General features: G+C 64.3%; 25 protein-coding genes. 5 read left to right on the forward strand and 20 right to left on the reverse strand.

What is annotated here, in order from left to right; translation table 11 throughout:
- Window positions 1-28: 28 nt before the first annotated feature.
- The 7 genes from QJT82_RS04465 to QJT82_RS04495 all read right to left on the reverse strand — a co-directional run bounded on the left by QJT82_RS04465 (window position 29) and on the right by QJT82_RS04495 (window position 6,330).
- Complete coding sequence (locus QJT82_RS04465; protein ID WP_028344773.1) at window positions 29-583, reverse strand: hypothetical protein; 555 nt, start codon at window positions 581-583, stop codon at window positions 29-31.
- A gap of 109 nt (window positions 584-692) precedes the next feature.
- Entirely contained in the window at window positions 693-1,349 is a 657-nt protein-coding gene (locus QJT82_RS04470) for a tetratricopeptide repeat protein (RefSeq protein WP_028344772.1), read from the reverse strand.
- 197 nt (window positions 1,350-1,546) lie between these two features.
- The gene (locus QJT82_RS04475) at window positions 1,547-3,145 is read right to left on the reverse strand and encodes a class I adenylate-forming enzyme family protein (RefSeq protein WP_028344771.1); all 1,599 of its coding nucleotides are present in this window, start codon (window positions 3,143-3,145) and stop codon (window positions 1,547-1,549) included.
- 10 nt (window positions 3,146-3,155) lie between these two features.
- Window positions 3,156-3,977: a 3-methyl-2-oxobutanoate hydroxymethyltransferase gene (gene panB, locus QJT82_RS04480; protein ID WP_028344770.1), complete on the reverse strand. Its 822-nt coding sequence runs from the start codon at window positions 3,975-3,977 to the stop codon at window positions 3,156-3,158.
- Between the two features lie 2 nt (window positions 3,978-3,979).
- Complete coding sequence (locus tag QJT82_RS04485; protein ID WP_028344769.1) at window positions 3,980-4,564, reverse strand: NnrU family protein; 585 nt, start codon at window positions 4,562-4,564, stop codon at window positions 3,980-3,982.
- Window positions 4,565-4,757: 193 nt separating this feature from the next.
- Window positions 4,758-5,369 (reverse strand): hypothetical protein, encoded by a 612-nt coding sequence (locus QJT82_RS04490; RefSeq protein WP_028344768.1) that lies wholly within the window; start codon window positions 5,367-5,369, stop codon window positions 4,758-4,760.
- A 274-nt stretch (window positions 5,370-5,643) separates the two neighbouring features.
- On the reverse strand, window positions 5,644-6,330 hold the full coding sequence (locus QJT82_RS04495) for a TetR/AcrR family transcriptional regulator (protein ID WP_035634007.1): 687 nt from the start codon (window positions 6,328-6,330) through the stop codon (window positions 5,644-5,646).
- An 87-nt stretch (window positions 6,331-6,417) separates the two neighbouring features.
- Here QJT82_RS04495 and QJT82_RS04500 point away from each other — a divergent pair, with 87 nt between their 5' ends.
- Entirely contained in the window at window positions 6,418-7,560 is a 1,143-nt protein-coding gene (locus tag QJT82_RS04500) for an NAD(P)/FAD-dependent oxidoreductase (protein WP_028344766.1), read from the forward strand.
- Window positions 7,561-7,850: 290 nt separating this feature from the next.
- Here the strand turns inward: QJT82_RS04500 and QJT82_RS04505 are convergent, their stop codons facing one another.
- Complete coding sequence (locus QJT82_RS04505) at window positions 7,851-9,470, reverse strand: peptide chain release factor 3 (RefSeq protein ID WP_028344765.1); 1,620 nt, start codon at window positions 9,468-9,470, stop codon at window positions 7,851-7,853.
- Between the two features lie 153 nt (window positions 9,471-9,623).
- On the opposite strand from QJT82_RS04505, the gene sugE reads away from it, so the two are divergent.
- The gene (gene sugE / locus QJT82_RS04510; RefSeq protein WP_016839884.1) at window positions 9,624-9,938 is read left to right on the forward strand and encodes a quaternary ammonium compound efflux SMR transporter SugE; all 315 of its coding nucleotides are present in this window, start codon (window positions 9,624-9,626) and stop codon (window positions 9,936-9,938) included.
- 58 nt (window positions 9,939-9,996) lie between these two features.
- Here the strand turns inward: sugE and QJT82_RS04515 are convergent, their stop codons facing one another.
- The 7 genes from QJT82_RS04515 to QJT82_RS04545 form a co-directional block, all read right to left on the reverse strand.
- Window positions 9,997-11,001, reverse strand: a complete 1,005-nt coding sequence (locus QJT82_RS04515) for an inorganic phosphate transporter (RefSeq protein WP_028344764.1) — start codon at window positions 10,999-11,001, stop codon at window positions 9,997-9,999.
- A gap of 13 nt (window positions 11,002-11,014) precedes the next feature.
- On the reverse strand, window positions 11,015-11,659 hold the full coding sequence (locus QJT82_RS04520; protein ID WP_028344763.1) for a DUF47 domain-containing protein: 645 nt from the start codon (window positions 11,657-11,659) through the stop codon (window positions 11,015-11,017).
- A 145-nt stretch (window positions 11,660-11,804) separates the two neighbouring features.
- Complete coding sequence (locus tag QJT82_RS04525; RefSeq protein ID WP_028344762.1) at window positions 11,805-12,773, reverse strand: branched-chain amino acid ABC transporter permease; 969 nt, start codon at window positions 12,771-12,773, stop codon at window positions 11,805-11,807.
- A gap of 1 nt (window position 12,774) precedes the next feature.
- Window positions 12,775-13,638 (reverse strand): branched-chain amino acid ABC transporter permease, encoded by an 864-nt coding sequence (locus QJT82_RS04530; protein ID WP_016839880.1) that lies wholly within the window; start codon window positions 13,636-13,638, stop codon window positions 12,775-12,777.
- Between the two features lie 64 nt (window positions 13,639-13,702).
- On the reverse strand, window positions 13,703-14,932 hold the full coding sequence (locus QJT82_RS04535) for an ABC transporter substrate-binding protein (RefSeq protein WP_028344761.1): 1,230 nt from the start codon (window positions 14,930-14,932) through the stop codon (window positions 13,703-13,705).
- 40 nt (window positions 14,933-14,972) lie between these two features.
- Window positions 14,973-15,716, reverse strand: a complete 744-nt coding sequence (locus tag QJT82_RS04540; protein ID WP_018271255.1) for an ABC transporter ATP-binding protein — start codon at window positions 15,714-15,716, stop codon at window positions 14,973-14,975.
- A complete protein-coding gene (locus QJT82_RS04545) occupies window positions 15,709-16,464 on the reverse strand; it encodes an ABC transporter ATP-binding protein (RefSeq protein ID WP_016839877.1) in 756 nt (251 codons plus the stop codon). Before QJT82_RS04545 ends, QJT82_RS04540 begins: the two co-directional genes overlap by 8 nt.
- Window positions 16,465-16,803: 339 nt before the next feature.
- On the opposite strand from QJT82_RS04545, the gene QJT82_RS04550 reads away from it, so the two are divergent.
- Both QJT82_RS04550 and QJT82_RS04555 read left to right on the forward strand, forming a co-directional pair.
- On the forward strand, window positions 16,804-16,962 hold the full coding sequence (locus QJT82_RS04550) for a hypothetical protein (protein ID WP_155258844.1): 159 nt from the start codon (window positions 16,804-16,806) through the stop codon (window positions 16,960-16,962).
- 3 nt (window positions 16,963-16,965) lie between these two features.
- Window positions 16,966-17,583 carry a hypothetical protein gene (locus QJT82_RS04555; RefSeq protein ID WP_028344760.1) on the forward strand — a complete coding sequence of 206 codons (618 nt, stop codon included), beginning with the start codon at window positions 16,966-16,968 and terminating at the stop codon, window positions 17,581-17,583.
- A 45-nt stretch (window positions 17,584-17,628) separates the two neighbouring features.
- Here QJT82_RS04555 and QJT82_RS04560 read toward each other — a convergent pair whose 3' ends face one another.
- The 3 genes from QJT82_RS04560 to QJT82_RS04570 all read right to left on the reverse strand — a co-directional run bounded on the left by QJT82_RS04560 (window position 17,629) and on the right by QJT82_RS04570 (window position 19,901).
- The gene (locus QJT82_RS04560; RefSeq protein ID WP_028344759.1) at window positions 17,629-17,997 is read right to left on the reverse strand and encodes an ArsC family reductase; all 369 of its coding nucleotides are present in this window, start codon (window positions 17,995-17,997) and stop codon (window positions 17,629-17,631) included.
- A 333-nt stretch (window positions 17,998-18,330) separates the two neighbouring features.
- Entirely contained in the window at window positions 18,331-18,840 is a 510-nt protein-coding gene (locus QJT82_RS04565) for a cytochrome P460 family protein (protein WP_028344758.1), read from the reverse strand.
- A 20-nt stretch (window positions 18,841-18,860) separates the two neighbouring features.
- Entirely contained in the window at window positions 18,861-19,901 is a 1,041-nt protein-coding gene (locus tag QJT82_RS04570; RefSeq protein WP_028344757.1) for an alpha/beta hydrolase, read from the reverse strand.
- Window positions 19,902-20,064: 163 nt separating this feature from the next.
- On the opposite strand from QJT82_RS04570, the gene QJT82_RS04575 reads away from it, so the two are divergent.
- Window positions 20,065-21,618, forward strand: a complete 1,554-nt coding sequence (locus tag QJT82_RS04575; protein WP_028344756.1) for a winged helix-turn-helix domain-containing protein — start codon at window positions 20,065-20,067, stop codon at window positions 21,616-21,618.
- 156 nt (window positions 21,619-21,774) lie between these two features.
- Here QJT82_RS04575 and QJT82_RS04580 read toward each other — a convergent pair whose 3' ends face one another.
- The gene (locus QJT82_RS04580) at window positions 21,775-22,995 is read right to left on the reverse strand and encodes a hypothetical protein (RefSeq protein ID WP_155258843.1); all 1,221 of its coding nucleotides are present in this window, start codon (window positions 22,993-22,995) and stop codon (window positions 21,775-21,777) included.
- A gap of 359 nt (window positions 22,996-23,354) precedes the next feature.
- Window positions 23,355-23,999, reverse strand: coding sequence for a glutathione S-transferase family protein (locus QJT82_RS04585; RefSeq protein ID WP_028344754.1), 645 nt, complete (start codon window positions 23,997-23,999; stop codon window positions 23,355-23,357).
- Between the last annotated feature and the right edge of the window lie 35 nt (window positions 24,000-24,034).

Here is a 24,034-nt window from a genome sequence, read left to right on the forward strand (position 1 = left end):
GCGGGGCGAGGTGGAATCCCGCTCGCAATTAGCGTGAAAATCCGCCGCTCGGTAGCGGTGCGGGGAAGGCGCCGCCGGATTGTTGCGTGGTCTGGGTCTGCTGGGCCGGGGCCGCAGGCTGCGCCTGCTGGTCGTCGGCGGGTGGCGCGGTGGTGCGGCGGCGGACGATCTTCTTCGGCTTCGGCTCCGGCGGCAGCGCGGCGGGCGCGCCCTCCTCGGCTGCGGCATCGGGAGCAGCCGCCTGATCCGCGGCCGGCGCTGCCCTGCCCTTGGCGTGCTTCTTGGCGCCCTTCGGCGGCTCCGGCGGCGGGGCCGGCTGGGCGGCGGCTGCCGCGGCGTTCTGCTGATCGAGCTGCTCCTGCTGCGAGCCCTTGTACAATTCCTTCGGCACGCCCTGATCGAGGCCGGGCACGCCTTCGGGGAATACCGGCTTGCGGTCGCCCTGCAGCTTCTTCTTGGTGTCGAGGAAGTCGAGCAGATCGCTCGGGTCGAAATTGGACATGCCGCCACCGCCGCAACCCGCCAGCACGCTGCAAAGCGCTGTCAGAACTGCGGCTGCGATCAGGCGTTGCGAGCGGCGCATGGTCGATCTCTCACTCAAACTCGGGTTTTGTCTGGGCATGATCTCCGCGCAAACGCTTCGCGTTTGTCGCGAGGGAAAACCGGTTCCCACTTTTGCAGATCATGCCTCCTCAGCTCTTGGCGACCGGCGGCAACAGTGCCTGCAGCGCCTCGGCGCGCGAGCGCATGCTCGGCGGCGTCTCGCCGTCATTGGCAATCTGGTCGAGCCACTGCCGCGCAGCGGTGGCATCGTTGGCGCGCCAGGCCGACAGCGCCAGCAGCTCGCGCGCGGAATGGCGGAACGTCGAGTCCTTCGCCGTTGCCGTCGCCTCGAGCCGTTGCAGCATGTTCGGATAGGTGGTGGTCTCCATCAGGATCTGCGCGGCGCGGATCCGCGCCAGGTCCTGCTCGGGACCGCCGACGCTGCGGTCGGCTGCGATCTCGTCATAGAGCTTCGCGGCAGCCGGCTGATCGCGGGTCGCGACCTCGGCGGCCATGCGCAGCCGCGCCAGATTGCGGTAACCCGACGGCGCCTTGGTGATGAGGGCGGCAAAGGCGGCCTCCGCCTCGGCATGCTTGTTCTGATCGGACAGCTCGACGGCGCGGTCGAACGCCGCGCCGGCCTCGGCGGCCTTCCTGGCCTCGAGATACTGGTAGCCGCGCCAGCCACCGACGCCCGCAACGATCAGGATCGCCAGGGCGATGATAAAGAGCGAGTACTTGTCCCACAGCTTCTTGAGCTGATCGCGCCGGACTTCCTCGTCGACTTCGTTAAATAATTCAGACACTTAAGGCTATCCCATCCCCTCGGGACCGCTGCCATCGGTGGGGCCCAGCCCCTACCCGATCCCCACATCGCGGCGGCGTTACCCTAATGGTGTGGCGGAGGCAAGGCAAAGCGAGGCGGATCAAAGCGTTAACGGGGGACGTTTGCGGCGGGCTGTAATCTACGTGGGCTCCCTTTCCGGCCTGCGGATGCAGAACACTAAGCGCCGCTTGCCGACAAGCTCTCCCTGATCTGGCGCTTGATCACCTTGCCATTGGCGTTGCGCGGCAGCGGCTCTGATGTCAGCGCCATGGTCTCCGGCACCTTGTAGTCCGACAGCCGCTCGGCGCACCAGGCGCGCAGGCTCTCCGCATTCACGTCCGTGCGGGTCACGATCACGGCGTGCACGCGCTCGCCGAGCACCGGGCACGGTTTGGCGATGATCGCGCTCTCGACCACGGCGGGATGGCCGGCCAGGACGGACTCGACCTCGGCGGAATAGATCTTCAGGCCGCCGCGGTTGATCATGTCCTTCTGGCGATCGAACACGCGGACGAAGTTCGCGACATCGATCGAACCGAGATCGCCGGAGTGCCAGAAGCCGGCCGTGAAACTCTCCGCGGTTGCCTTCGGATTGTTCCAGTAGCCCTTGATGACCGAGGCGCTGCGGATCCAGAGCTCGCCGATCTCGCCGCGCGGCAGTTCGCGGCCGTCGGCGCCCATCACGATGATCTCGGCGCCGGGGCACGGCAGGCCGACGCTGTCGATATGGGCGGCGGTCAGTTCGCCCGGCATCAGCGTCGAGGGCGACGTGGTCTCGGTCGCGCCGTAGCAATTCGCAAGCTTCAGCCCGGGAATCTTGGCGTCGAGTTTTTCGATGGTTGCGACCGGCATCGGCGCGCCGCCGAAGCCGCCGATCCGCCAGCTCGACAGGTCGTAGCTGTCGAAATCCGGCTGCATCAGGCAGAGATTGTACATCGCCGGCACCATCACCGTGTAGGTGACGCGCTCGCGCGCCGCGACCTTCAGATATTCCGAGGCCTTGAACTCCGGCATAACGATCAGCGCGCCGGCGCAGCGTGCCATCGTGGTGATGTTGGCGACCGCGCCGGTGACATGCGCGAGCGGGACCGCCGCGATCGAGCGATCAGCCCTGGTCAGCTTGAGGCACGAGGCGAACACCATCGAGGAGTGGATGATGTTGCAATGAGCGAGCATGGCGCCCTTCGGCCGGCCGGTGGTGCCCGAGGTGTAGAGGATCATCGCGGTGTCCTCTTCCCGCACCTGTGCCGGCGCCTGGGCCTGCGCGTTGTCGGCGAGGCCAGCGAATTGCGATGCGCCGTCGTCGCTGACGGAGATGCGATGCTTGAGGCCGGGAATGTCGGCCGCATCGGGGACGCGGTCGGCAAGCCTGGCCTCATGGACCAGAAGAGTGGCGCCGCAATCGTTCAGCACATAGGCGATCTCGGGCTTCTGCTGGCGCGTCGAGAGCAGCACCGTGACCAGCCCGGCATGCGCCGCGGCGAACATCGTCAGCACGAATTCGATGCGGTTGCCGAGCAGGATCGCGACGCGGTCGCCGGGCGCAAGGCCGAGTTTGGCAAAGCCCGCCGCGACCTTGGCCGATTTCTCCGCGACCTCGCGCCAGCTCAGGCGCGTCGCGCCGCAGACCAGCGCCTCGCCGTCGCCGTTCTGCGCAACGGCGTCCGCGATCATCGCCCACAGGCTGCCGGGCCGCTCCGGGAAAGCCGGCACGACGCGATCACCGAAGCGCGGCTCGAGCCGCATCGGCGGAATTGCGTGCTGCGACCAGTCCATGTCTGCCCCGTCAGCTCTTCTTCATGCCGTAGACGTGCTCCGGCCCAGGGAATGCGCGGCTCTTCACGTCGCGCGCATAGCCCGCGATCGCCTCCTCGATCATCGGACCGAGATTGCCGTAGCGGCGCACGAATTTCGGCGCCCGCGGCGACAGGCCGAGCATGTCCTCCAGCACCAGCACCTGGCCGTCGCAGGCCGCGCTGGCACCGATGCCGATGGTGGGCACGGCGATCGACTGCGTGATCTTGCGCGCCAGCGGTTCGGCGACCGCCTCGACGACGATCGAGAACGCGCCCGCCTCCGCGATCGCCCTGGCGTCGTTCTCGATCGGCGCCCAGTTCTCCTCCTCGCGGCCCTGCGCGCGGAACGAGCCGAGCGTGTTGATCGACTGCGGCGTCAGACCGATATGCCCCATCACCGGAATGCCGCGGTCGGACAGGAACGCCACCGTCTCCGCCATCCGCGCGCCGCCCTCGAGCTTGACCGCGCCGCATAGCGTCTCCTTCATGATCCGCACCGCGGATTGAAACGCCTGCTCCTTGGAGCCCTCATAGGAGCCGAATGGCATGTCGACGACAACGAGCGCGGCTTGCGAGCCGCGCATCACCGCGCGGCCCTGCAGGATCATCATGTCGAGGGTCACCGGCACCGTCGTCTCGAAGCCGTGCATGACGTTGCCGAGGGAATCGCCGACCAGGATGGCGTCGCAATGACGGTCGACCAGCGCCGCGGTGTGCGCATGATAGGACGTCAGCATCACGATCGGCTCGCCGTTCTTGCGGGCGCGCAGATCGGGCGCGGTCTTGCGCTTGATGGCGGATTGAACAGACATAGTCAGGCTCCCATGACAGGCACGCCGATCACGACCGGGTGGAACGCAAACGCCAGCGCCAGATAGACGATGACACCGACCGCGATCGCGATCAGGTCGTTGGTTGGGCCGCCCACCGGAATCGGCGGCGCGCCGGCATCCGCACGGCGCTTCAGCGAGATGCGGTCATAGACCGCCCAGCCGAGAAACGAGCCGAACAGGATGATCGAGCCGAGGTCGCCATTGGCGAGCAGATGCGCGAACGCCCACAGCTTCACGCCGGCGAGCATCGGATGCTTCAGCGTCGTGTAGATGCGGCCGCGGACATAGGAGGCGACGACGAGGATGACGGCGGGCAGCATCAGCGCCACGGCGATGTGCTTGAACGCGGTCGGCGGCGTCCAGACGTCGATCCATCCGGTCGCGCGATAATGCGCAAAGCCCCAGATGATCAGCACGAGCCCGGCCGCGGAGGCGAGCGAATAGGCGATCTTGTAGACGCCCTCGCCCATCGCCTTGATCAGGCCGGCACGCATCTCGCGCAGGCTCGTCAGCACATGGACGCCGAGGAACAGCACGAGACCCAGGATCATGACGAGCAGTCCCACGATGTTCCTCCCCTGATCGATCAATGCCTTCGCGTATCACCTTCGGGCCGCGAAAAGCAATGCGCTGCACTCTACACCGTCATTCCGGGGCGCGCTGAAAGCGCGAACCCGGAATCTCGAGGTAATCGGGCGCGCAAGCCAACCTCCAGATTCCGGGTTCGATGCTTCGCATCGCCCCGGAATGACGGTGCCATCAAGGCTTGTCGGCCGATTTGGCCAGCTCGCGGTTGTCGACATAGCGGATCATGATCGGACGGCCGGCCAGCGCCCCGCCCAATCCGCCGGTGAATTTCAGCGGCAGGCAGGCATCCAGCGAGGCATTGATCGCGTTGAGGTAGGTGGTGCGGGTGTCGGCCGGGATGCCCCGCGTCGAAAATGTCAGGCGCGGCGTGCCGATCATCTCGCCGGTTCGCTTGAAGCTGAAGCGCACCGACATCTGCATGCCCTCGCGCGCATCGTCCGGCGGTGGCGGCGCCCAACAGGCGCGCAGCGCGGCGAAGAGATCGCCGATGGTATCGAGATCATGATCCGGCTTGCGGTACTTCTCGGCCTGATCCTGCGGCGGCACCGTGAGGATCGTAAGCTGGAGATTTTCGCCGTACGGATAATCGATCTCGGGCAGGCACGGCCCGTGGTTGAACACGCTGCAATAGGATGGGATGCAGGGTCCGCTGTCGAGCACGCTGCAGGGTGTGTGCGCAAACGGCACCGGGTTGATCTGATGCCGCTGCCGCGCAGAGGCCGAGCCCGCGAGGGCAAAGGCCAGCACGGCAAAAGCGAGGCAGATGGCGACGCGTCGGAGCATGCAAGCGGACCAGGATTGCGCTTCCGGGGAAAATGGTGCCGCAGCCGGAGCGCATCAAGCGGGGGCCGGTTCACGTCCTCGCGCTTTTCGCGCCACAACCTCGCTGTCATCGCCCGGCTCGACCGGGCGATCCAGTATTCCAGAGGCGGCAGCGGGTAACGGACAGGCCGCGGCGTACTGGGTCCCCCGGTCGAGCCGGGGGACGACACTGAGAATGTGGCGCTCCGCAGATGCGGCGTTACGCTGTCTTCGTCACGTCCTCGCGCTCGAACCCCTAGGTCCGGCCGGTCCGTGCCCCCTTGATGCCGGCGAGGATGAGATCGATGCCCGCGAGATAGTCGACACGGTCGTCGTGGTCCCGCATCGCGCTGGCCACGCTGCGTGCAAACGGGTAGTCGCTTGCGTCGAGCGCGGACCAGTCGGTCGCCACCGCATCCAGGAAGCTCGATCGGTCCAGGCCATGCGTCCGCGCGAACTGCGCGTTGGCTGCGTTCTGGCCGCCGACGCCAAGGATGTAGTTCAGCAGGACCGAGACGATCGTCCACTGCGTGTCGGCAGCTACGCCAAGCGCGCGAACCTGCTGGCCGATGCACTCCAGAACGCGCACGGTCGGCAACTGCCCGGCAGCACGGATCAGCGCTGTCCCGACCCATGCATGCGCCTCCATCGCGTCGAACATGCCGAGCGCAAGGGCGCGAATGGTGGCCTTCGGCGATCCGCTGACCGCGTGCGCATCCACCACGCGCGAGACAATGGCGTCGCAGGCGGCGACCAGCAGATCACTCTTGTTGGCGATATGCCAGTAGATCGCGCCGGGACCGGTCGCGAGCCGTTCGGATAGGGCGCGGAACGTCAGACCCTCCTCGCCGCTCTCGTCCAGGAGCTCGATCGAAGCCTCGATGATGCGATCCCGCGAGAGCGAGTCCTCGCGTCGCTGGCCGCTGCGCGCCTTCTTGACCATGCCGCACCTTGACATATCTGGAACGGCATTCCAAGTTTATGGAACGTCGTTCCATAACTCCCAGCCGCCGTGCCGGAAGGACTCCGCATGAAATCTCCCGTTACGATCGTCGGTGCCGGCCTTGGCGGATTGACGCTTGCCCGCGTCCTCCGCGTCCACGGGATCGCAGCAATCGTCTACGAAGCGGAAGCCTCCGCAGAAGCACGAACGCAGGGCGGCATGCTCGATATCCATGAGCACAACGGCCAACGCGCGCTCAAGGCCGCACGCCTCTTTGAGGAGTTCCGCGATCTGATCCACCCCGGCGGCCAGGAAACCCGCGCGCTCGATACCCAAGGCAGCCTGCTGTTTCATCATCCAGATGACGGCACGGGCGGGCGCCCCGAGGTACCCCGAGGCGAGCTACGTCGGATCCTGCTCAACTCGCTGCCCGAGGGCACGGTGCATTGGGGATCTAAGGTCACCGCGGCCACTCCGCTCGCCGGTGGAAGGCACGCATTGACCTTTGCCGACGGCACAACGGTGACGACTGAGCTTCTGGTCGGCGCCGACGGTGCCTGGTCGCGCGTGCGATCGCTTCTCTCCGCAGACAAGCCGACCTATGTCGGCACTTCGTTCATCGAGACATATCTGTTCGACGCCGATGTCCGTCACCGAGCGAGCGCGGAAGCGGTTGGCGGCGGCGCGATGTTCGCGCTGGCGCCGGGAAAGGGCATCGCCGCGCATCGTGAGCCGAACGGCGTGCTGCACACCTATGTGGCGCTGACCAAGCGTGAGGAATGGTTTGCCAACCTCGACTTCACCAACCCTGCGAGCGCCCTCGCCCGCGTCGCCGAGGAATTCGATGGCTGGGCCCGGGCGCTGACCGCGCTGATCACCGATGGCGAGACGGCGCCGGTGCTGCGCCTCATCCATGCGCTTCCGGTCGCGCATCAATGGGACCGCGTGCCCGGCGTCACGCTGCTCGGCGATGCAGCGCATCTGATGGTTCCATCGGGCGAAGGCGCCAATCTCGCAATGCACGATGGCGCCGAACTAGCAGCGGCGATCGTCGCCAACCCCGGCAATGTCGAAGCCGCGCTCGCTGCTTATGAAAGGGACCTGTTTCCTCGTAGCGCGTCCGAAGCCGCTGCTGCGGAGGAGGTCCTCGAGCTCTGCTACGGCAACAACGCGCCACAGAGCCTGATCGACTTCTTCGGCGATCATCTGCCGATCGACACAGCGCGGTGACTGCGGAAGGGCCGCAGCGTAATGGGTCCCCGGGTTCGAGCCCAGGGCTATCGCATATGGAAAGAAATCTGTCGGGCAGCGTCCTCGCGGCCATCCTTCGAGACGCCCGCCTTCGGCGGGCTCCTCAGGATGAGGATCTTGTTTTGCGGCACAATAGTAGACCCTCATGGTGAGGAGCGCCGCTTGCGGCGCGTCTCGAACCACGAGGCCGAGTTACCTCCGCAGCCGCCGAAGGGTCATATGCGATAGCCCTGGGGTCGAGCCGGAGAACGACACCGAGTATGCGGAGGCTACGCCTTCTTCTTCACGTCCTTGACGTTGGAGAAGGTGATGCCCTCGGCGCGCTCGCGGGTGTAGCCGAGATAGAACTCGTTCTTGGCCATGAACACGGGATCACCGTCGACGTCGTCGGCGATGCCGGAATTGTTGGCGGCGATGAACGCGTCGAGCTGCTTGCGGTCGTCGGACGAGATCCAGCGCGCCAGCGAGAATTCAGAGATCTCGAACTCGACCGGCAGCGAATATTCCGCATCGAGCCGCGCCTTCAGCACGTCGAGCTGCAGCGGGCCGACCACGCCGACCAGCGCCGGCGCGCCGTCGCGCGGGCGGAACACCTGCACGACGCCCTCCTCCGACATCTGCTGCAAGGCTTCCTTCAGCTTCTTCGCCTTCATCGCATCGGTCAGCCGGACGCGGCGGACGATTTCCGGCGCGAAGCTCGGCACGCCGACGAAGGTCAGATCCTCGCCCTCGGTGAGGGTGTCGCCGATCCGCAGCGTGCCGTGGTTGGGAATGCCGACGACGTCGCCGGCAAAGGCCTCGTCGGCGACCGAGCGGTCCTGCGCGAAGAAGAACTGCGGGCTCGACAGGCTCATGTTCTTGCCGGTGCGCACCAGCTTGGCCTTCATGCCGCGGCTGAGCTTGCCCGAGCACAGCCGGGCGAAGGCGATGCGGTCGCGGTGGTTCGGATCCATGTTGGCCTGGATCTTGAACACGAAGGCGCTCATGCGCGGCTCGGCGGCCTCGACCTTGCGCAAATCCGAGTCCTGCGCGCGCGGCGCCGGCGCGAACTTGCCGAGGCCTTCCAGCAAATCGCCGACGCCGAAATTGCGCAGCGCGCTGCCGAAATAGACCGGCGTCAGATGGCCTTCGCGGAACGCCGCGAGCTCGAACGGCTTGCAGGCCTCCGACGCCAGCGCGAGCTCGTCCTTGACCTCGGCGACGTCGAGATTGGGGTTGCGCTTGCCGAGATCGGCGATGTCGATCTGCTCGGTGGCGCCGGTCTTGGCGCCGCCGCCCTCGAGCAGCCTCACGCCGCCATTGACGACGTCATAGGTGCCGAGGAAGTCGCGGCCGCGGCCGACCGGCCAGGTCATCGGCGTGGTGTCGAGCGCCAGCGTCTTCTCGATCTCGTCCAGAAGCTCGAACGTGTCGCGGCTCTCGCGGTCCATCTTGTTGATAAAGGTGATGATCGGGATATCGCGCAGCCGGCACACCTCGAACAGTTTTCGGGTGCGCGCCTCGATGCCTTTCGCCGCGTCGATCACCATGACCGCGGAATCGACCGCGGTCAGCGTGCGATAGGTATCTTCCGAAAAGTCCTCATGGCCCGGCGTGTCCAGCAGGTTGAACACGAGATCGTTGAACTCGAAGGTCATCACCGAGGTGACGACCGAGATGCCGCGCTCGCGCTCGATCTTCATCCAGTCCGAGCGCGTGTTGCGCCGCTCGCCCTTGGCCTTGACCTGGCCCGCGAGATTGATGGCGCCGCCGAACAGCAGCAGCTTTTCCGTCAGCGTGGTCTTGCCGGCGTCCGGGTGCGAGATGATCGCAAAGGTGCGCCGTCGCGCCACTTCCTCTGAAAGCGGCGAGCGGGACGGCGATTCGGCTGAAACTGAAATGTCGGACATGGCGGGGCATTTGGCAGGGAAAACGGGCGCAATCAAGGGCGTTTTGTCGCAATGCGGAACGGCCGCACCATCCCCATATGGGCAGCGGAAGGACGACCTTCTCCTCACCATACCATTCGCGGGGACGACCCTGCCTTATCCGGAGGGTTCGCGATGGCTTGGACCATTCTGTTCACCGCTGGCCTGCTCGAGATCGGTTGGGCGATCGGGCTGAAATATACCGAAGGTTTCTCGCGGCTGGTACCGTCGGTGCTGACGCTGGCGGCGATGGCCGGCAGCGTGATCCTGCTCGGCCTCGCGCTCAAGACGCTGCCGATTGGAACCGCCTATGCGGTCTGGACCGGGATCGGCGCGGTCGGCACCGCGGCGCTCGGCATCATCCTGCTCGGTGAACCCGCGACCGCGATGCGGCTGGCCAGCATCGGACTGATCGTTGCCGGCATCGTCGGACTGAAGCTGGTCGGCTGATGACTACCTTTGGACGCGTTTTCCTAACGCGAGCCGGCTTCCACCTCGCTCGAAAGCGCTACTTCAGAATCTGCACCGCCCAATAGCTCGCGGCTGCGACCGCGGCCGACGCCGGGATCGTGATCACCCAGGCGTAGACGATCGAGCTTGCCACATTCCAGCGCACGGCGGAGAGCCGCCGTGCCGCGCCGACGCCGACGATGGCGCCGGTGATGGTGTGCGTGGTCGATACGGGAACCCCGAGATAGGTCGCCACGAACAGCGTCGCGGCGCCGCCGGTTTCGGCGCAAAAACCCTGCATCGGCGTCAGCTTGGTGATCCGCAGCCCCATGGTGCGGACGATCCGCCAGCCGCCCATCAGCGTGCCCAGCGCCATCGCGCTCTGGCAGGCCAGCACCACCCAGAACGGAATCTCGAAGGTGTCGCCGAGATGGCCCTGCGAATAGAGCAGCACGGCGATGATGCCCATGGTCTTCTGCGCGTCGTTGCCACCATGGCCGAGCGAATAGAGCGACGCCGAGGCGAATTGCAGGATGCGGAAGGCGCGATCGACCGCGAACGGCGTCGAGCGCACCGAGAGCCAGGACACGACCGCGACCAGCACCAGCGCCAGCAGGAAGCCGACCAGCGGCGACAGCACGATCGCGAGCAAGGTCTTGGAGAGCCCGCTCCACACCGCCGCCGAAACCCCCGCCTTCGCCATGCCGGCGCCGACCAGGCCGCCGATCAGCGCGTGCGAGCTCGACGACGGAATCCCCAGCGCCCAGGTAATCACGTTCCAGACGATCGCGCCGACCAATGCTGCGAAGATCACGGTCGCATCCACCACCGACGGCTCGATGATCCCGGTGCCGATGGTATTGGCAACGTGCAGGCCGAACACCAGGAACGCGACGAAGTTGAAGAACGCCGCCCAGAACACCGCGTATTGCGGCCGCAGCACGCGGGTCGAGACGATGGTCGCGATCGAGTTCGCGGCATCGTGCAGGCCGTTCAGGAAGTCGAACAGCAGCGCGACCGCGATCAGGATGGTCAGAATTGGAAGACCCAGCGTGGCGTCCACGTGATGCCCCGCTCTACACTTGCTCGATCACGATCGAGTTGATCTCGTTGGCGACGTCGTCGAAACGGTCAGCCACCTTCTCGAGATGGTCGTAGATCTCCGCGCCGACGATGAAGTCCATCGTGTTGGCGTTGCGGTGCTTCAGGAACAATTCCTTGAGCCCGATATCATGGAGATCGTCGACCCGGCCCTCGAGCTTGGTCAGCTCCTCGGTGATCTGGGTCAGCATCGAGACGTTCTGGCCGATGCCCTGCAGCAAGGGTAGCGCGCGGACCACCAGATTGGCGCATTCCACGATAAGCGTGCCGATCTCGCGCATCGGCGGCTCGAACTCGCGCACCTCGAACAGCATGACCGCCTTTGCGGTCGCCTGCATCTGGTCGACCGCATCGTCCATCGAGGTGATCAGGTTCTTGATATCGCCGCGATCGAACGGGGTGATGAAGGTGCGGCGAACCGCGGTCAGGACCTCGCGGGTGACGCTATCGGCGTCGTTCTCGAACTGATTGACGCGCTGGCAAAAGACGGGTGTCTCCTCCCCGCCCTTCAGCATGTCCTGCAACGCCAATGCGCACTGCACCGAGGTCTGGGCGTGGCGGGCGAACAGGTCGAAAAAGCGCTCTTCCTTGGGCAGGAAAGCGCGAAACCACCGCAGCATGTCTCAGTTCCATCGTTCCGGGACAGCCCTTTTAGCGACTGTCACAGAACTGTCATAGAGCATCTGGCGGGGAAAGCACCGGGATCGACCGCCCAAACGGGCGGTCGTCCACCGCTATGTCGGCCGAAAATCGCCGAGACCTGCCCTACAGCGACCGCCGCAACAAATGGGCCAGCTCACCGACCAGGCCGCGCCGGAACAGCAGCACGCAGGCCACGAAGATCACGCCCTGGATCACCGTCACCCACTGGCCGAAACCGGCGAGATATTGCTGCATGGCGATGATCACGAAGGCGCCGACCACCGGGCCGAAGATGGTGCCGAGACCGCCGACCAGCGTCATCAGCACGATTTCACCGGACATCGACCAGTGCACGTCGGTGAGCGAGGCATTCTGCGCCACGAACACCTTCAGCGAGCCGGCAAAGCCCGCCAGCGTGCCCGACAGGATGTAGGCCAGCATCTTGTACTGGTCGGTCTTGTAGCCGAGCGAGATCGCGCGCGGCTCGTTCTCGCGGATCGACTTCAGCACCTCGCCGAACGGCGAGTTGATGGTGCGGTAGATCAGCAGGAAGCCGGCGAGGAAGCCGACCAGCACGACGTAATAGAGCACCATCGGCTTCGACAGGTCGACGATCCCGAGCAGGTGGCCCTGCGGGATGCCCTGGATGCCGTCTTCACCATGGGTGAACGGCGCCTGCAGGTAGATGAAGTAGAGCAGCTGCGACAGCGCCAGCGTGATCATCGAGAAATAGATGCCCTGGCGGCGGATCGAGATGAAGCCGGTGACGAGGCCGAGCAAGGCCGCGGCCGCGGTGCCGACCAGGATGCCGAGCTCCGGCGACAGCCCCCACACCTTCAGCGCGTGCGCCGAGACGTAGCCGGCGGTGCCGAGGAACATCGCGTGGCCGAACGACAGCAGGCCGCCATAGCCGATCAGGAGGTTGAAGGCGCAGGCGAGCAGCGCGAAGCACAGCGCCTGCATGACGAAGAACGGATAGATCCCCGTCCACGGCACGATCGCCAGCAGCAGCGCCATCGCGGCGAATACGATCATCTCGTCGCGCATCGCGCGCGGCGTGATCGGAAGTGTATCGTCGGTCAATGCTGACATATCAAGCCGCCCGTCCCGTCAGTCCCGTTGGCTTCACCAGCAACACCACCACCATCAGGACAAACACCACGGTGTTGGAGGCCTCGGGATAAAAATACTTGGTCAGTCCCTCGATCACGCCGAGCGCGAAGCCGGTGATGATCGAGCCCATGATCGAGCCCATGCCGCCGATCACGACCACCGCGAACACCACGATGATGAGATCGGCGCCCATCAGCGGGCGGACCTGGTTGATCGGCGCCGACAGCACGCCGGCGAGCGCGGCAAGACCGACGCCGAGCCCGTAGGTCAGCGTGATCATGCGCGGCACGTTGATGCCGAACGCGCGCACCAGCGTCGGGTTCTCGGTGGCGGCGCGCAGGTAGGCGCCGAGCTGCGTCTTCTCGATCAGGAACCAGGTCGCAAGGCACACCACGAGCGAGAAGATGACGACCCAGCCGCGATAGATCGGCAGGAACATGAAGCCGAGATTGACGCCGCCCTTGAGCTGATCCGGGATCGAGTAAGGCAGGCCCGAGGAGCCGAAATAGTTCTGGAACACGCCCTGCACGATCAGCGCGATGCCGAAGGTCAGCAGCAGTCCGTAGAGATGATCGAGGCCGGTCAGCCATTGCAGCATGGTCCGCTCGAGGATCATGCCGAAGATGCCGACCACGACGGGTGCGATGATCAGCGCCCACCAGTAATTGATGCCGCCCAGGTTGAGCAGGAAATACGCCACGAAGGCGCCCATCATGTAGAGCGCGCCATGCGCGAAATTGATGATGTTGAGCATGCCGAAGATGACGGCGAGCCCCAGACTGAGCAGCGCGTAGAACGAGCCGTTGATCAGTCCCACCAGAAGCTGTGCGTAGAGAGCCTGCATCGAATGAGCTTTCGCTAGATAGATGAAGCCCGCCGGCCACGCGCATGGCCGGCGGGCATGATCGTCACTTCTTCAGAAGCGGGCAGGTGCTCTTGTCGAGCGGCGTGAAGGCCTGGTTGCCCGGCACGGTGCCGACCAGCTTGTAGAAGTCCCACGGTCCCTTGGACTCCGAGGGCTTCTTCACCTCGAACAGATAGGCGTCGTGGGTGACGCGGCCGTTCGCCTCGACCTCGCCCTTGCCGAACAGCGGATCGTCGGTCGGGATCGTCTTCATCTTCGCGATCACCTTGGCGCCGTCATGCGGATTGCCGCCGAGCGCTTCCAGCGCCTTGAAGTAATGGATGAGGCCCGCATAGACGCCGGCCTGCACCATGGTCGGGGGCGCGCTGTTCTTCATCCGCTCCGAGAAGCGCTTGGAGAAGGCGCGGGTCTTGTCGTTGAGGTCCCAGTAGAACGTCTCGGTGAAGTTGAGGCCCTGCGCGGTCTCGAGCCCGATCGCCTTGACGTCGGTGAGGAACAGCAGCAGCGCCGCGAGCTTCTGGCCGCCCTTGACGATGCCGAACTCGGCCGCCTGCTTGATTGAGTTGGTGGTGTCGCCGCCGGCATTGGCGAGGCCGATGATCTTGGCCTTGGAGGCCTGCGCCTGCAGCAGGAAGGAGGAGAAGTCAGCGGTGTTGAGCGGATGCTTGACGCCGCCGACCACCTTGCCGCCATTGGCGGTGACGACGGCCGTGGTGTCGCGCTCGAGCGCCGCGCCGAACGCGTAATCCGCGGTGAGGAAGAACCAGGTGTCCCCGCCCGCCTTCACCAGCGCCTGGCCGGTAGCGTGGGCGAGCATGTAGGTGTCGTAGGTCCAGTGCACCGTATTCGGCGAGCACTGCGCGTTGGTGAGATCCGAAGTGGCGGCGCCCGAATTGATGTAGACGCCGTTCTTTTCCTTCACGACGTTGTTGACCGCGAGCGCGACGCCGGAATTCGGCACGTCGACGATGGTGTCGACCTTGTCGACGTCGAACCACTGGCGCGCGATGGTGGTGCCGATATCCGGCTTGTTCTGGTGATCGCCGGAGATCAGGTCGATGGTCCAGCCCTTGGCCTTGAGGCCCGAGTCCTCGATCGCCATCTGCGCCGCCAGCGTCGAGCCGGGGCCGGCGAGATCGGCGTAGAGGCCGGACTGATCCGACAGCGCGCCGATCTTGACCGTCTTGTCGAGCTTTTCCTGGGCGGAGGTGACGCTTGCAGCCGAGAGCACCATCGCGGTGCCGAGCAGGAGCGCCGAAATCTTGTTCTTCATGTCGTATTCCCTCGTCTTAAATTTTCTGGTTCTGGCGATATCAGACGCCGAGATAGGTATGGAGCTTGTCCATGTTGGCCGACAGCTCGGAATTGGCGAAGCCGTCGATCACCTTGCCGTGCTCGACAATGTAGTAGCGGTCCGCAACGGTCGAGGCGAAACGGAAATTCTGTTCGACCAACAGGATGGTGAATCCCTGCGACTTCAGGCGCGCAATGGTGTGCCCGATCTGCTGGATGATGACCGGCGCCAACCCTTCGGTCGGCTCGTCCAGCATCAGGAAGCGCGCGCCGGTCCGCAGGATGCGCGCAATCGCCAGCATCTGCTGCTCGCCGCCCGAGAGCTTGGTGCCCTGGCTGGTGAGGCGCTCCTTCAGGTTGGGAAACAGCGTGAAGATCTGGTCGAGCGGCAGGCCGCCCGGGCGCACCACCGGCGGCAGCAGCAGGTTCTCGCGCACGTCGAGGCTGGCGAAAATGCCGCGCTCTTCGGGACAGAATGCGATGCCGAGCCGCGCAATCCGGTCCGAGGTGGCGCGGATGATTTCCTGATTGTCGAAGCGGATCGAGCCGGAGCGTTTACCGATGACGCCCATCACCGACTTCAACGTGGTGGTCTTGCCGGCGCCATTGCGGCCGAGCAGCGTCACCACCTCGCCGGCCTTCACGTTGAAATTGATGCCGTGAAGGATGTGGGATTCGCCGTACCAGGCCTGCAGATCCTTGACCGTCAGCACGTCGGCGCCGGCCGCAGCCACGGGCTTCTCCGCCAGTTTTGCCTCAGCCATGACCCGCTCCCAGATAGGCTTCCTTCACGCGCTCGTCCTTGGAGAGGTCGGCGTAGTTGCCCTCCGCCAGCACCTGCCCGCGCGTCAGCACGGTGATGATGTCGGAGAGGTTGGCCACCACCGAGAGGTTATGTTCGACCATCAGGATGGTGTATTTCGCGGATATCCGCTTGATCAGCGCCGCGATCTTGTCGATGTCCTCGTGGCCCATTCCGGCCATCGGCTCGTCGAGCAGCATCATCTCGGGGTCGAGCGCGAGCGTCGTTGCAATTTCAAGTGCGCGCTTGCGGCCGTACGGCATCTCGACCGCCGGCGTGTTGGCGAATTCGCTCAAGCCGACGTCGTTCAGGAGTTCGTGGGCGCGCGGATTGAAGCGGTCGAGCACGCTTTTCGAACGCCAGAAATCGAACGACGAACCGTGTTGCCGCTGCAGCGCCACGCGAACGTTCTCGAGCGCGGTCAGATGCGGAAATACCGCCGAAATCTGAAACGAACGGACCAGCCCGAGGCGCGCAACGTCGGCCGGCGGCATCGCGGTGATGTCGTGGCCCTTGTAGCGAATCTGGCCTGCCGACGGCTTCAGGAATTTGGTCAGCAGATTGAAACAGGTCGTCTTGCCGGCGCCGTTCGGCCCGATCAACGCATGGATACTGCCCCGACGCACTTTCAACGCGACGTCGCGAACGGCGAAGAAACCCGCGAATTCCTTGGTCAATCCGCTGGTTTCGAGGATGAACTCATCGGCCAAATAGATTCCCCCATACGCCATCGCTGCGAAGCCCCTCGCCCGCGTGGCCAGCTTTTTTCGTGTCCGACAGGCGTCCGATCCGTCTTGGAAACCGTCCGGGGCCTGTCGCCTCCGGGCCGGAATATGCCGTCATCTGCAGCGGTTACGCAAGGTGGAAAGCTGTGCAGTGCGGCATCCGCGTGACCGGTTCCGGTTGATCCTTAGTCGAATGGCATTTCGGCGCGCTTTGCGCCTCGGGAAAGCGGTCGTTAACGGTGTTTTGCTCCGGACTCCCACTTTCATAGAATATTTCCGCGCCTCGACGAAGCTCCGGCCATTGCATTATGAATGGCTAGAGCCTTGCATTTCGAGCGCGCCAGTTCTTCGGTCGTCAAATCGATCCCGCAACGTGATTTCGGCACGTGGCTGCGACTTTATGCCCGCAGCCAAACCATCCCGCACATCGATGAACTTGTCCCTGGCCGCATCCCGTTCGGGGATGTGCTTGAATTCGGCTAGCCGATGCAATTCAGAAGTGCCGATCCATCGGTGGTCAAGTCGATCACGCAGCGTGTGCTGCTGAACGCCTGGCTGCGCGCGCTGCGCCTGCCGGACGCGCTTCCTTTGCTGTGCGACTTCCATACCGAGGGCAGCGCCGACGAGCGGGCCGACATGATGGGCTTTGACGTCGAGGGCAGCGGCGAGGCCGCGCGTTTCCTGATCACGCAGCAAGGCGCGAGGCTGGCGACGGCCTATGGCAACGAGCACGTCGAGCCGCCGCTGCGCACCAACCGCTATCTCGATGATGCGATCGGACCCGAGCGCTACGCGGGGGTCATCCTGTCATATCGTGCCTGCCTGGCGCGCAAGCGTCCGACCTATACGGTTGCGGCGGTCACCGACGCCGACGGCAAGGAGGTTTCCTATGAACGGTTGCTCTTGCCGTTCGGACGCGGCGATGCCGTCGAGCACATCGTCGGCTCCTACAAGGCGATCAGCATCGAGGGACGCTTTCGGCTGCACGATCTGATGGGCGTGAAAGCGAAGGCCGTCCCGATCGTCACCGTGCGCGCGGTGATCGACCGCAGGTTCGTGCCCGCAGATCGTCCGACGAGCCAGGATTCGGTCGAGTTGATCTAGACGCGTCGCTTCACGCGAAGCGCTAACCTCATCGCTGGAAGCGCCTCAACCCTTCTTGCGTGCCTTCGCCGGCACTTCCTTGGCATAAATGTCCGGCTTGAAGCCGACGACGCGCTTACCCCCGAGATCGAGCACCGGACGCTTGATCATCGAGGGCTGCTCGGCCATCAGCGCCAGCGCCTTGCGCTCGTTCAATTCTTCCTTGTCGGCTTCGGGCAGCTTCTTGAAGGTCGTGCCGGCGCGGTTGAGCAGCATTTCCCAGCCGACCTCGTCGCTCCATTGCTTGAGTTTGTCCTTGGCGATCCCGGCGGTCTTGTAGTCATGGAAGTCATAGGCGACGCCGTGATCGTCGAGCCAGCTGCGCGCCTTCTTCATGGTGTCGCAGTTCTTGATGCCGTAGATGGTGATGGTCAAAGCCGTTCCCCGCATGCGATTGCTGCGGGGAAACTAGCCCCACTGCAACGGCAACGCCAGATCGGACCGCGCCGCGAGGACGTGAAGAAGGCGTAGTGCCATACTCGGCGTCGTCCCCCGGCTCGACCGGGGGACCCAGTACGCCGCGGCATCTCCGTGATCGGTGCATGGCGCTCGCCAGAAACACCGCCGTCGTCCTGGCGAAAGCCAGGACCCATAACCACCGCAGTTGATTGTGAATGGGATCGCGGCCCCAGCGTCGCGCAATGACTGAGATTTGGGGTAATGGGTCCTGGCTTTCGCCAGGACGACGATGAGGGCGGTTGATCGCACTCAGTGGGCGTAGCGCGTGAAGACGAAATCGTGATCGCTGGCGTGCGCCTCGTGGCAGGCGAAACAGGTCTCGTGCTGGGCGGCATCGACCGGCTTGCCGTCGATGAAGCGGCCAAAACCCCAGCCTCCGGTCGAGGCATATTTGGCGGCGTCCTTGACCATGACCTGCACGGTGGTCGCGGGCCCCGTGATGAAGGCGCCGTCGAGGCCTGCAACCGGCTTGCGCTTCCAGGCCAGCTTGACCAGCACGGTGCCGTCGGGGAAACGCGCGGCGCCGTCCTGATAGGCCTTCACGGCGGTCGCGTTGCCGAGCACGCTGCGAAGCTCATTCAGCCCGGTCTCCTCGCCGACCGCGATCAGCTTCCAGTTGCGGTAGCCGTCGGGAATCTTCACGCCGAAGATCGGCGACGCCAGTGCCGCATCATCGGCATGCCCGACGGCAAACGGCAATGACGCGCTGATGCAGGCTGCCGCGATCGCGGCAGCTGCCCATTTCAAAACCTGTCTCATGATCGTCGATCCGCTCCGTCTCAGACCTTGCTGACGTCGATGACGGCCTGGACGAAGGCCTGCGGCGCTTCCTGCGGCAGATTGTGACCGATGCCGCCGGTCAGGGTCCGATGCTCGTAATGCCCCGAAAACTTCTTGGCATAGGCCGCGGGCTCCGGATGCGGCGCACCGTTGGCATCGCCCTCCATCGTAATGGTCGGGATCGCGATGACAGGGGCCTGTGCGAGCGTCTTCTCGAACGCGTCGTACTTCGCCTCGCCCTCGGCGAGACCAAGCCGCCAGCGGTAATTGTGGATCACGATATCGACGTGATCGGGGTTCTCGAAGGCCGCCGCGCTGCGGTCGTAGGTGGCGTCGTCGAACTTCCACTGCGGCGACGCCAGCTGCCAGATCAGCTTGTTGAAATCGTGCCGGTTCTTGGCATAGCCCTCGCGGCCGCGCTCGGTCGCGAAATAGAACTGGTACCACCATTGCAGCTCGGCCTTCGGCGGCAGCGGCATCTTGCCGGCCGCCTGGCTGCCGATCAGATAGCCGCTCACCGACACCATGGCCTTGCAGCGCTCGGGCCAGAGCACCGCCATGATGTTGGCGGTGCGCGCGCCCCAATCATAGCCGCCGAGCACGGCCTTCTCGATCTTCAACGCGTCCATCAGCGCGATGATGTCGGCTGAGACCGCGACCGGCTGGCCGCTGCGCATCGTGTCGCTGGAGAGGAAGCGCGTCGTGCCATAGCCGCGCAGATGCGGCACGATCACGCGGTAGCCGGCCTCGGCCAGCGCCGGCGCGACGTCGGCATAGCTGTGGATGTCGTAGGGCCAGCCGTGCAGCAGGATCACTGCGGGACCGGACGCAGGACCCATCTCGACATAACCGGTATCGAGCACGCCGGCATTGATCTGCTTGACGGGACCGATCGAGTTGTGGGCGCCGGCCTTGATCGCAGGTACCGCCGGCTTGGACTGCGCGCTGGCCGATCCGATGAAGCCGAGCCTGGAGGCGGCAAGGATCCCGCCGGCGATGCCAAGGAAGCGGCGGCGTTGCTGATTGATGGACTGCGACATGGCGATCTCCTGCATCTGGTGTCGGGATGAAATATTGCAGAGACCGCCCCCGTCCGCTTTCAGAGGACGTGGATTTGTCCTTCAGACCGTCGTGATTTTGGCTCCGGGCGGCCTGTGCTAGGTTCCGCCACCGATTCAGCCGCCGGCCGCCGGACTATCGAATTTGACTTACTATTTCAACGACTTGACCCTCGATTCCGAGCGCCGTGAGCTGCGCCGTGGCGATGCTCTGGTGGCCGTCGAGCCGCAGGTCTTCGACCTCATCGAGTTCCTGATCCGCGCCCGCGATCGGGTGGTCAGCCGCGACGAGGTGCTGGCCGCGGTCTGGCACGGCCGGATCGTCTCGGAAGCGACGCTGAGCAGCCGGATCAACGCCGCGCGGACGGCGATCGGCGACAATGGCGAGGAGCAGCGGCTGATCCGCACCCTGCCCCGCAAAGGCCTGCGCTTTGTCGGCGATGTCAGGGAGGAAAGCGCGCATGATCATCCGATCGCGGCCAATGCGAGCCCGCCGCGGCCGAGCGAGGGTCCGTCGATCGCAGTGCTGCCCTTCACCAACATGAGCGGCGACCCCGAGCAGGATTATTTCGCCGACGGGATTGCCGAGGACATCACCACCGCGCTCGCGCGTTGCAGCCGCCTCACCGTGATCGCGCGCAACTCCGCCTTCACCTACAAGGGCAAGGCGGTCGACATCCGCCAGGTCGGACGCGATCTCGGCGTCGGCTATGTGCTCGAAGGCAGCGTCCGCCGCGGCGGCGATCGGCTGCGGATCACCGGGCAGCTGATCGACGCCGTCTCCGGCGCGCATCTGTGGGCCGGCCGGTTCGATGGCGCGGCCACTGACGTGTTCGACCTGCAGGACCGCATCACCGAGAACGTCGTCGGCGCGATCGAGCCGACCCTGCTCGTCGCGGAAGCCGAGCGGGTACGCGCCGCGCCGCCCGACAGGCTCGACGCCTACGATCTGCTGCTGCGCGCCTATAGCCTGCGTTACGAGTTCACGCCCGAGAGCATGGAAGCGGCGCTCGATTGCCTCGACCAGGCGCTGGCGCTCGACCCCGCCTACGCGCCGGCGCTGGCGGCCTCCGCCTATTGTCATGCGATGCGCCATGTCCAGGGCTGGCTGAAGCCGAACGATGCCTACCGCGAACGCGCGGTCGCGCAAGCCTGGCGCGCGGTCGAGCTCGCGCCCGGTGACCCGCAGGTGTTGTGGATGGCGGCGTTCGCGATCTGGAACATGGCCGACGAGATCGAGCCCGCGCGCGACCTGTTCGAGCGTTCGCTTGCGATCAATCCGAACTCGGCGATGGCGCTCGTGCTCGGCGGCTGGATCGAGGCGATGCGCGGCAATCAGAAAGCCGGCCGCGCCATGATCGAGCGCGCGCAACGGCTGAACCCGCGCGACCCGCGCGGCTGGTTCGCCGCCGCGGCGCTGGCGATCTGCGCGGTGCTCGACCAGAATTTTGCCGAGGCGGTGATGTGGGCCGACAAGGCGCTGGCGCAGAACCGCCGCTTCGCGGTGGCGCTGCGCGTCCTGATCGTGGCGCTGGTCAAGACCGGCGACAACGCGCGTGCGACCCAGATCGCGCGCGAGCTGCTCAAGATCGACCCGGAGTTCACGATCTCCGGCTTCCTGTCACGGATCCCGTTTCCGGTGGAATCGATGTCCGCGACCTATCGCGAGACGCTGAAGGCGGCCGGCGTCCCGGACTGACTGAGGCTCAATGAGCCCGTGCCGACGGGAGCGGTCGCGATGTGCCCGAAAGTGGACGCATTATGCCCACCTTTAGTTTTGGCGAGTTTGACCCAGAGCGGTTGTCGAGAAATGCGGCTCAAGCATTCGCAATTGAAGGACAGCATATTTCCAACCTTATCGATTTCTATAGCTGCTGAAGAACTCCATCAACGCCTGCTGTCGAGTCAACCAAGCTTCGTCTATCGAAAAGCCAAGAAATGCGATGAGTTCTTGTACATTCTGAATTTTGCTGCCCCCTTCCTTCAAACAGAAGAAGAGGATCTGGCTGACAAGCGTGTTCAACTGCACCAGAATCGCATCTTGCTCCCTCGATCCTGGGGTTATCGCTTGATGAACATTGCTGTTCCTTCTTATCCGGATGTGCTCCGCGACCATCGCTGCCTCAAGGTCGTCTTTGAACAGTTTTCTGATGCGGTCGACGACCACTAATCCGTTTTCCGAGCCCGTCAGTTCCTCGAGAACGCTCCACAGTCGGATCAGCGAGGTTTCGAATTCATGACTGTCCAAAGCCCTGCAGTAACGGGTGAAGCAGTCAGACAGCAGCGCCCTCAACGGATTGAGTTGATATCGCTCCCAAAACTTTTGAAGCGCGTCGCGGTAGTTGCTTGGATCAGAAAACGTGACGCCTTCAGCGTCATGATACCAACCCGGCTCGTACCAGAACATTTCTGCGGCAAGAGAACCGTCCGGGTTGTGGACAGTCTGATACTGGCCCCTTCGAAACTTATTCATTGCATGGGGCGCCATCAAATCGTGAAAGGCGTGTAGGCCCCGACTAGAGTTGATCAAAAGATTGAGCATGCCCCGTAAGCGGTCAACCGAATCGATCGCGCGCTCGAAGGCTTCCCGAGCATCGCGGGCTGGGACGTAAGCCAACAAGGTCGACAGACTGGACACGTCGCGCACCACCTTTCGGCCACTCATAATGTGCGACAACTCCTTTCGCGCATCATTCGCTTTGTGCAAGAAGTTGTTATCGGCCTTGGCAGGTAGCCATTCTATTTTTACATCGCCGTCCTCAATCGCATCGAATAACGGGGGACCGTCGTATGTTAGGCTCGAATAGACGATGAACTCGGTGTTTGGTCGTTGCTGCAATCGATTGAAGGCCGCGTTGCAGGCCTCTAAAAATTTGGATGGATCATCCTCTAATGAAACCGATGGATCGCTGATGGCCGCTTCAACGCAGCGAGGCTTTAGTGCGCCGACCCTATCGTGGGCGACTACAGCCGTGTTCAACACCGGTAGCCAATACTGGTAATTCGAACCGCTGAACGAGACTTTCCCGTCGCTGACGTGTCTTTTTTCTGCAATTAGCTTGAGTAACAGCTTCACGTTCTGGAAGCCGCTGTTCCTCCACTCAAAGTTCGTTTGGTCCCTAGGTTTCAAATTCGGCCCTCCGAGAACAGAATTAAGAGCGCTCTATCGCAGCCTCGAGCGCGAAAGCCACGCGAATCGATCGATGCGGTCGGGATCATCTCTCAATGTTCTGCCAGCTAGGGCGCGCAGGTCAACGAGCATTGGCGAAGGGTAGCGTCCACGTGAATGTCGGGTTCTGGCCCCTCGGCGATTTCGGGAGATGTCCGCTTCTCCGCCGCTGTAGCGGTCAAGCGGACATCGGCGCCGGGCGCTCAATGAGTACACGGCCTACGCAGTACCATTCCAGGCGCTTGGCCGCTCCGATGACGCGCGCACTACAATCCCGGTGACCTCGCCGCCCAAGCCTTGGTGGCCTTGCAGCCTTCCATCGCTCGGACATAGGCAGGGCGTGCCGTCGTGCGGGCGAGATAGTCCCGCTCGGCAGGACCGGGGACGTAGTTGCCGGTTCGCATGCCGAGCAGGAGGGCGTAGCTCACCGAGATATCGGCAGCCGTGAATCGGTCGCCGGCGAGATAGGGGCAATCCGCGAGGCGGCGGATAACCAACCCCAGCCGGCTCTCGAAGGTCTCGAGAGCCCAGCAGGTAACCCGGACATCTCGCTCGGCTGCGGGCGCCAGTTGGCGACCGACAATGACGGCGTTCATCGGCCCGGCGAGCCCGGCCTCGCCCAAGTGGAGAAATTGCAGATAGGAAGCGAAGGCGGGATCATCCGGGGCGACGGCAAGCGAACCTGAGCCGTGGCGGGCGAGCAGATACTCAAGAATCGCGATCGATTCGACCATGATCGTCTCGCCGTCCTGCAATGCGGGAATGAAGCCGGCGGGGTTGATCGCGAGGAAATCGCGATCAACCCCGCCGGCTGCGAGCAGATCGACCGGGCGCAGCCGATAAGCCAATCCCAATTCCTCGAGCAGCCAGACAACACGGAAGCCACGACCTTCGCCATAGACGGTGAGCATAGTTGAGCGTTCCTGGATTGGGCTGGATGTACGAA

The organism is Bradyrhizobium sp. Mp19 (assembly GCF_029952935.1).
GTDB classification, from domain to species: domain Bacteria; phylum Pseudomonadota; class Alphaproteobacteria; order Rhizobiales; family Xanthobacteraceae; genus Bradyrhizobium; species Bradyrhizobium elkanii.

Excerpts from the sequence above, each read along its gene's own strand:
- QJT82_RS04465 (WP_028344773.1), bottom strand. The coding sequence starts at position 583 with ATGCGCCGCTCGCAACGCCTGATCGCAGCCGCAGTTCTGACAGCGCTT.
- QJT82_RS04475 (WP_028344771.1), bottom strand. The coding sequence starts at position 3,145 with ATGGACTGGTCGCAGCACGCAATTCCGCCGATGCGGCTCGAGCCGCGC.
- panB (WP_028344770.1), bottom strand. The coding sequence starts at position 3,977 with ATGTCTGTTCAATCCGCCATCAAGCGCAAGACCGCGCCCGATCTGCGC.
- QJT82_RS04490 (WP_028344768.1), bottom strand. The coding sequence starts at position 5,369 with ATGCTCCGACGCGTCGCCATCTGCCTCGCTTTTGCCGTGCTGGCCTTT.
- QJT82_RS04495 (WP_035634007.1), bottom strand. The coding sequence starts at position 6,330 with ATGGTCAAGAAGGCGCGCAGCGGCCAGCGACGCGAGGACTCGCTCTCG.
- QJT82_RS04500 (WP_028344766.1), top strand. The coding sequence starts at position 6,418 with ATGAAATCTCCCGTTACGATCGTCGGTGCCGGCCTTGGCGGATTGACG.
- QJT82_RS04505 (WP_028344765.1), bottom strand. The coding sequence starts at position 9,470 with ATGTCCGACATTTCAGTTTCAGCCGAATCGCCGTCCCGCTCGCCGCTT.
- sugE (WP_016839884.1), top strand. The coding sequence starts at position 9,624 with ATGGCTTGGACCATTCTGTTCACCGCTGGCCTGCTCGAGATCGGTTGG.
- QJT82_RS04520 (WP_028344763.1), bottom strand. The coding sequence starts at position 11,659 with ATGCTGCGGTGGTTTCGCGCTTTCCTGCCCAAGGAAGAGCGCTTTTTC.
- QJT82_RS04525 (WP_028344762.1), bottom strand. The coding sequence starts at position 12,773 with ATGTCAGCATTGACCGACGATACACTTCCGATCACGCCGCGCGCGATG.
- QJT82_RS04530 (WP_016839880.1), bottom strand. The coding sequence starts at position 13,638 with ATGCAGGCTCTCTACGCACAGCTTCTGGTGGGACTGATCAACGGCTCG.
- QJT82_RS04535 (WP_028344761.1), bottom strand. The coding sequence starts at position 14,932 with ATGAAGAACAAGATTTCGGCGCTCCTGCTCGGCACCGCGATGGTGCTC.
- QJT82_RS04540 (WP_018271255.1), bottom strand. The coding sequence starts at position 15,716 with ATGGCTGAGGCAAAACTGGCGGAGAAGCCCGTGGCTGCGGCCGGCGCC.
- QJT82_RS04555 (WP_028344760.1), top strand. The coding sequence starts at position 16,966 with ATGCAATTCAGAAGTGCCGATCCATCGGTGGTCAAGTCGATCACGCAG.
- QJT82_RS04565 (WP_028344758.1), bottom strand. The coding sequence starts at position 18,840 with ATGAGACAGGTTTTGAAATGGGCAGCTGCCGCGATCGCGGCAGCCTGC.
- QJT82_RS04570 (WP_028344757.1), bottom strand. The coding sequence starts at position 19,901 with ATGTCGCAGTCCATCAATCAGCAACGCCGCCGCTTCCTTGGCATCGCC.
- QJT82_RS04585 (WP_028344754.1), bottom strand. The coding sequence starts at position 23,999 with ATGCTCACCGTCTATGGCGAAGGTCGTGGCTTCCGTGTTGTCTGGCTG.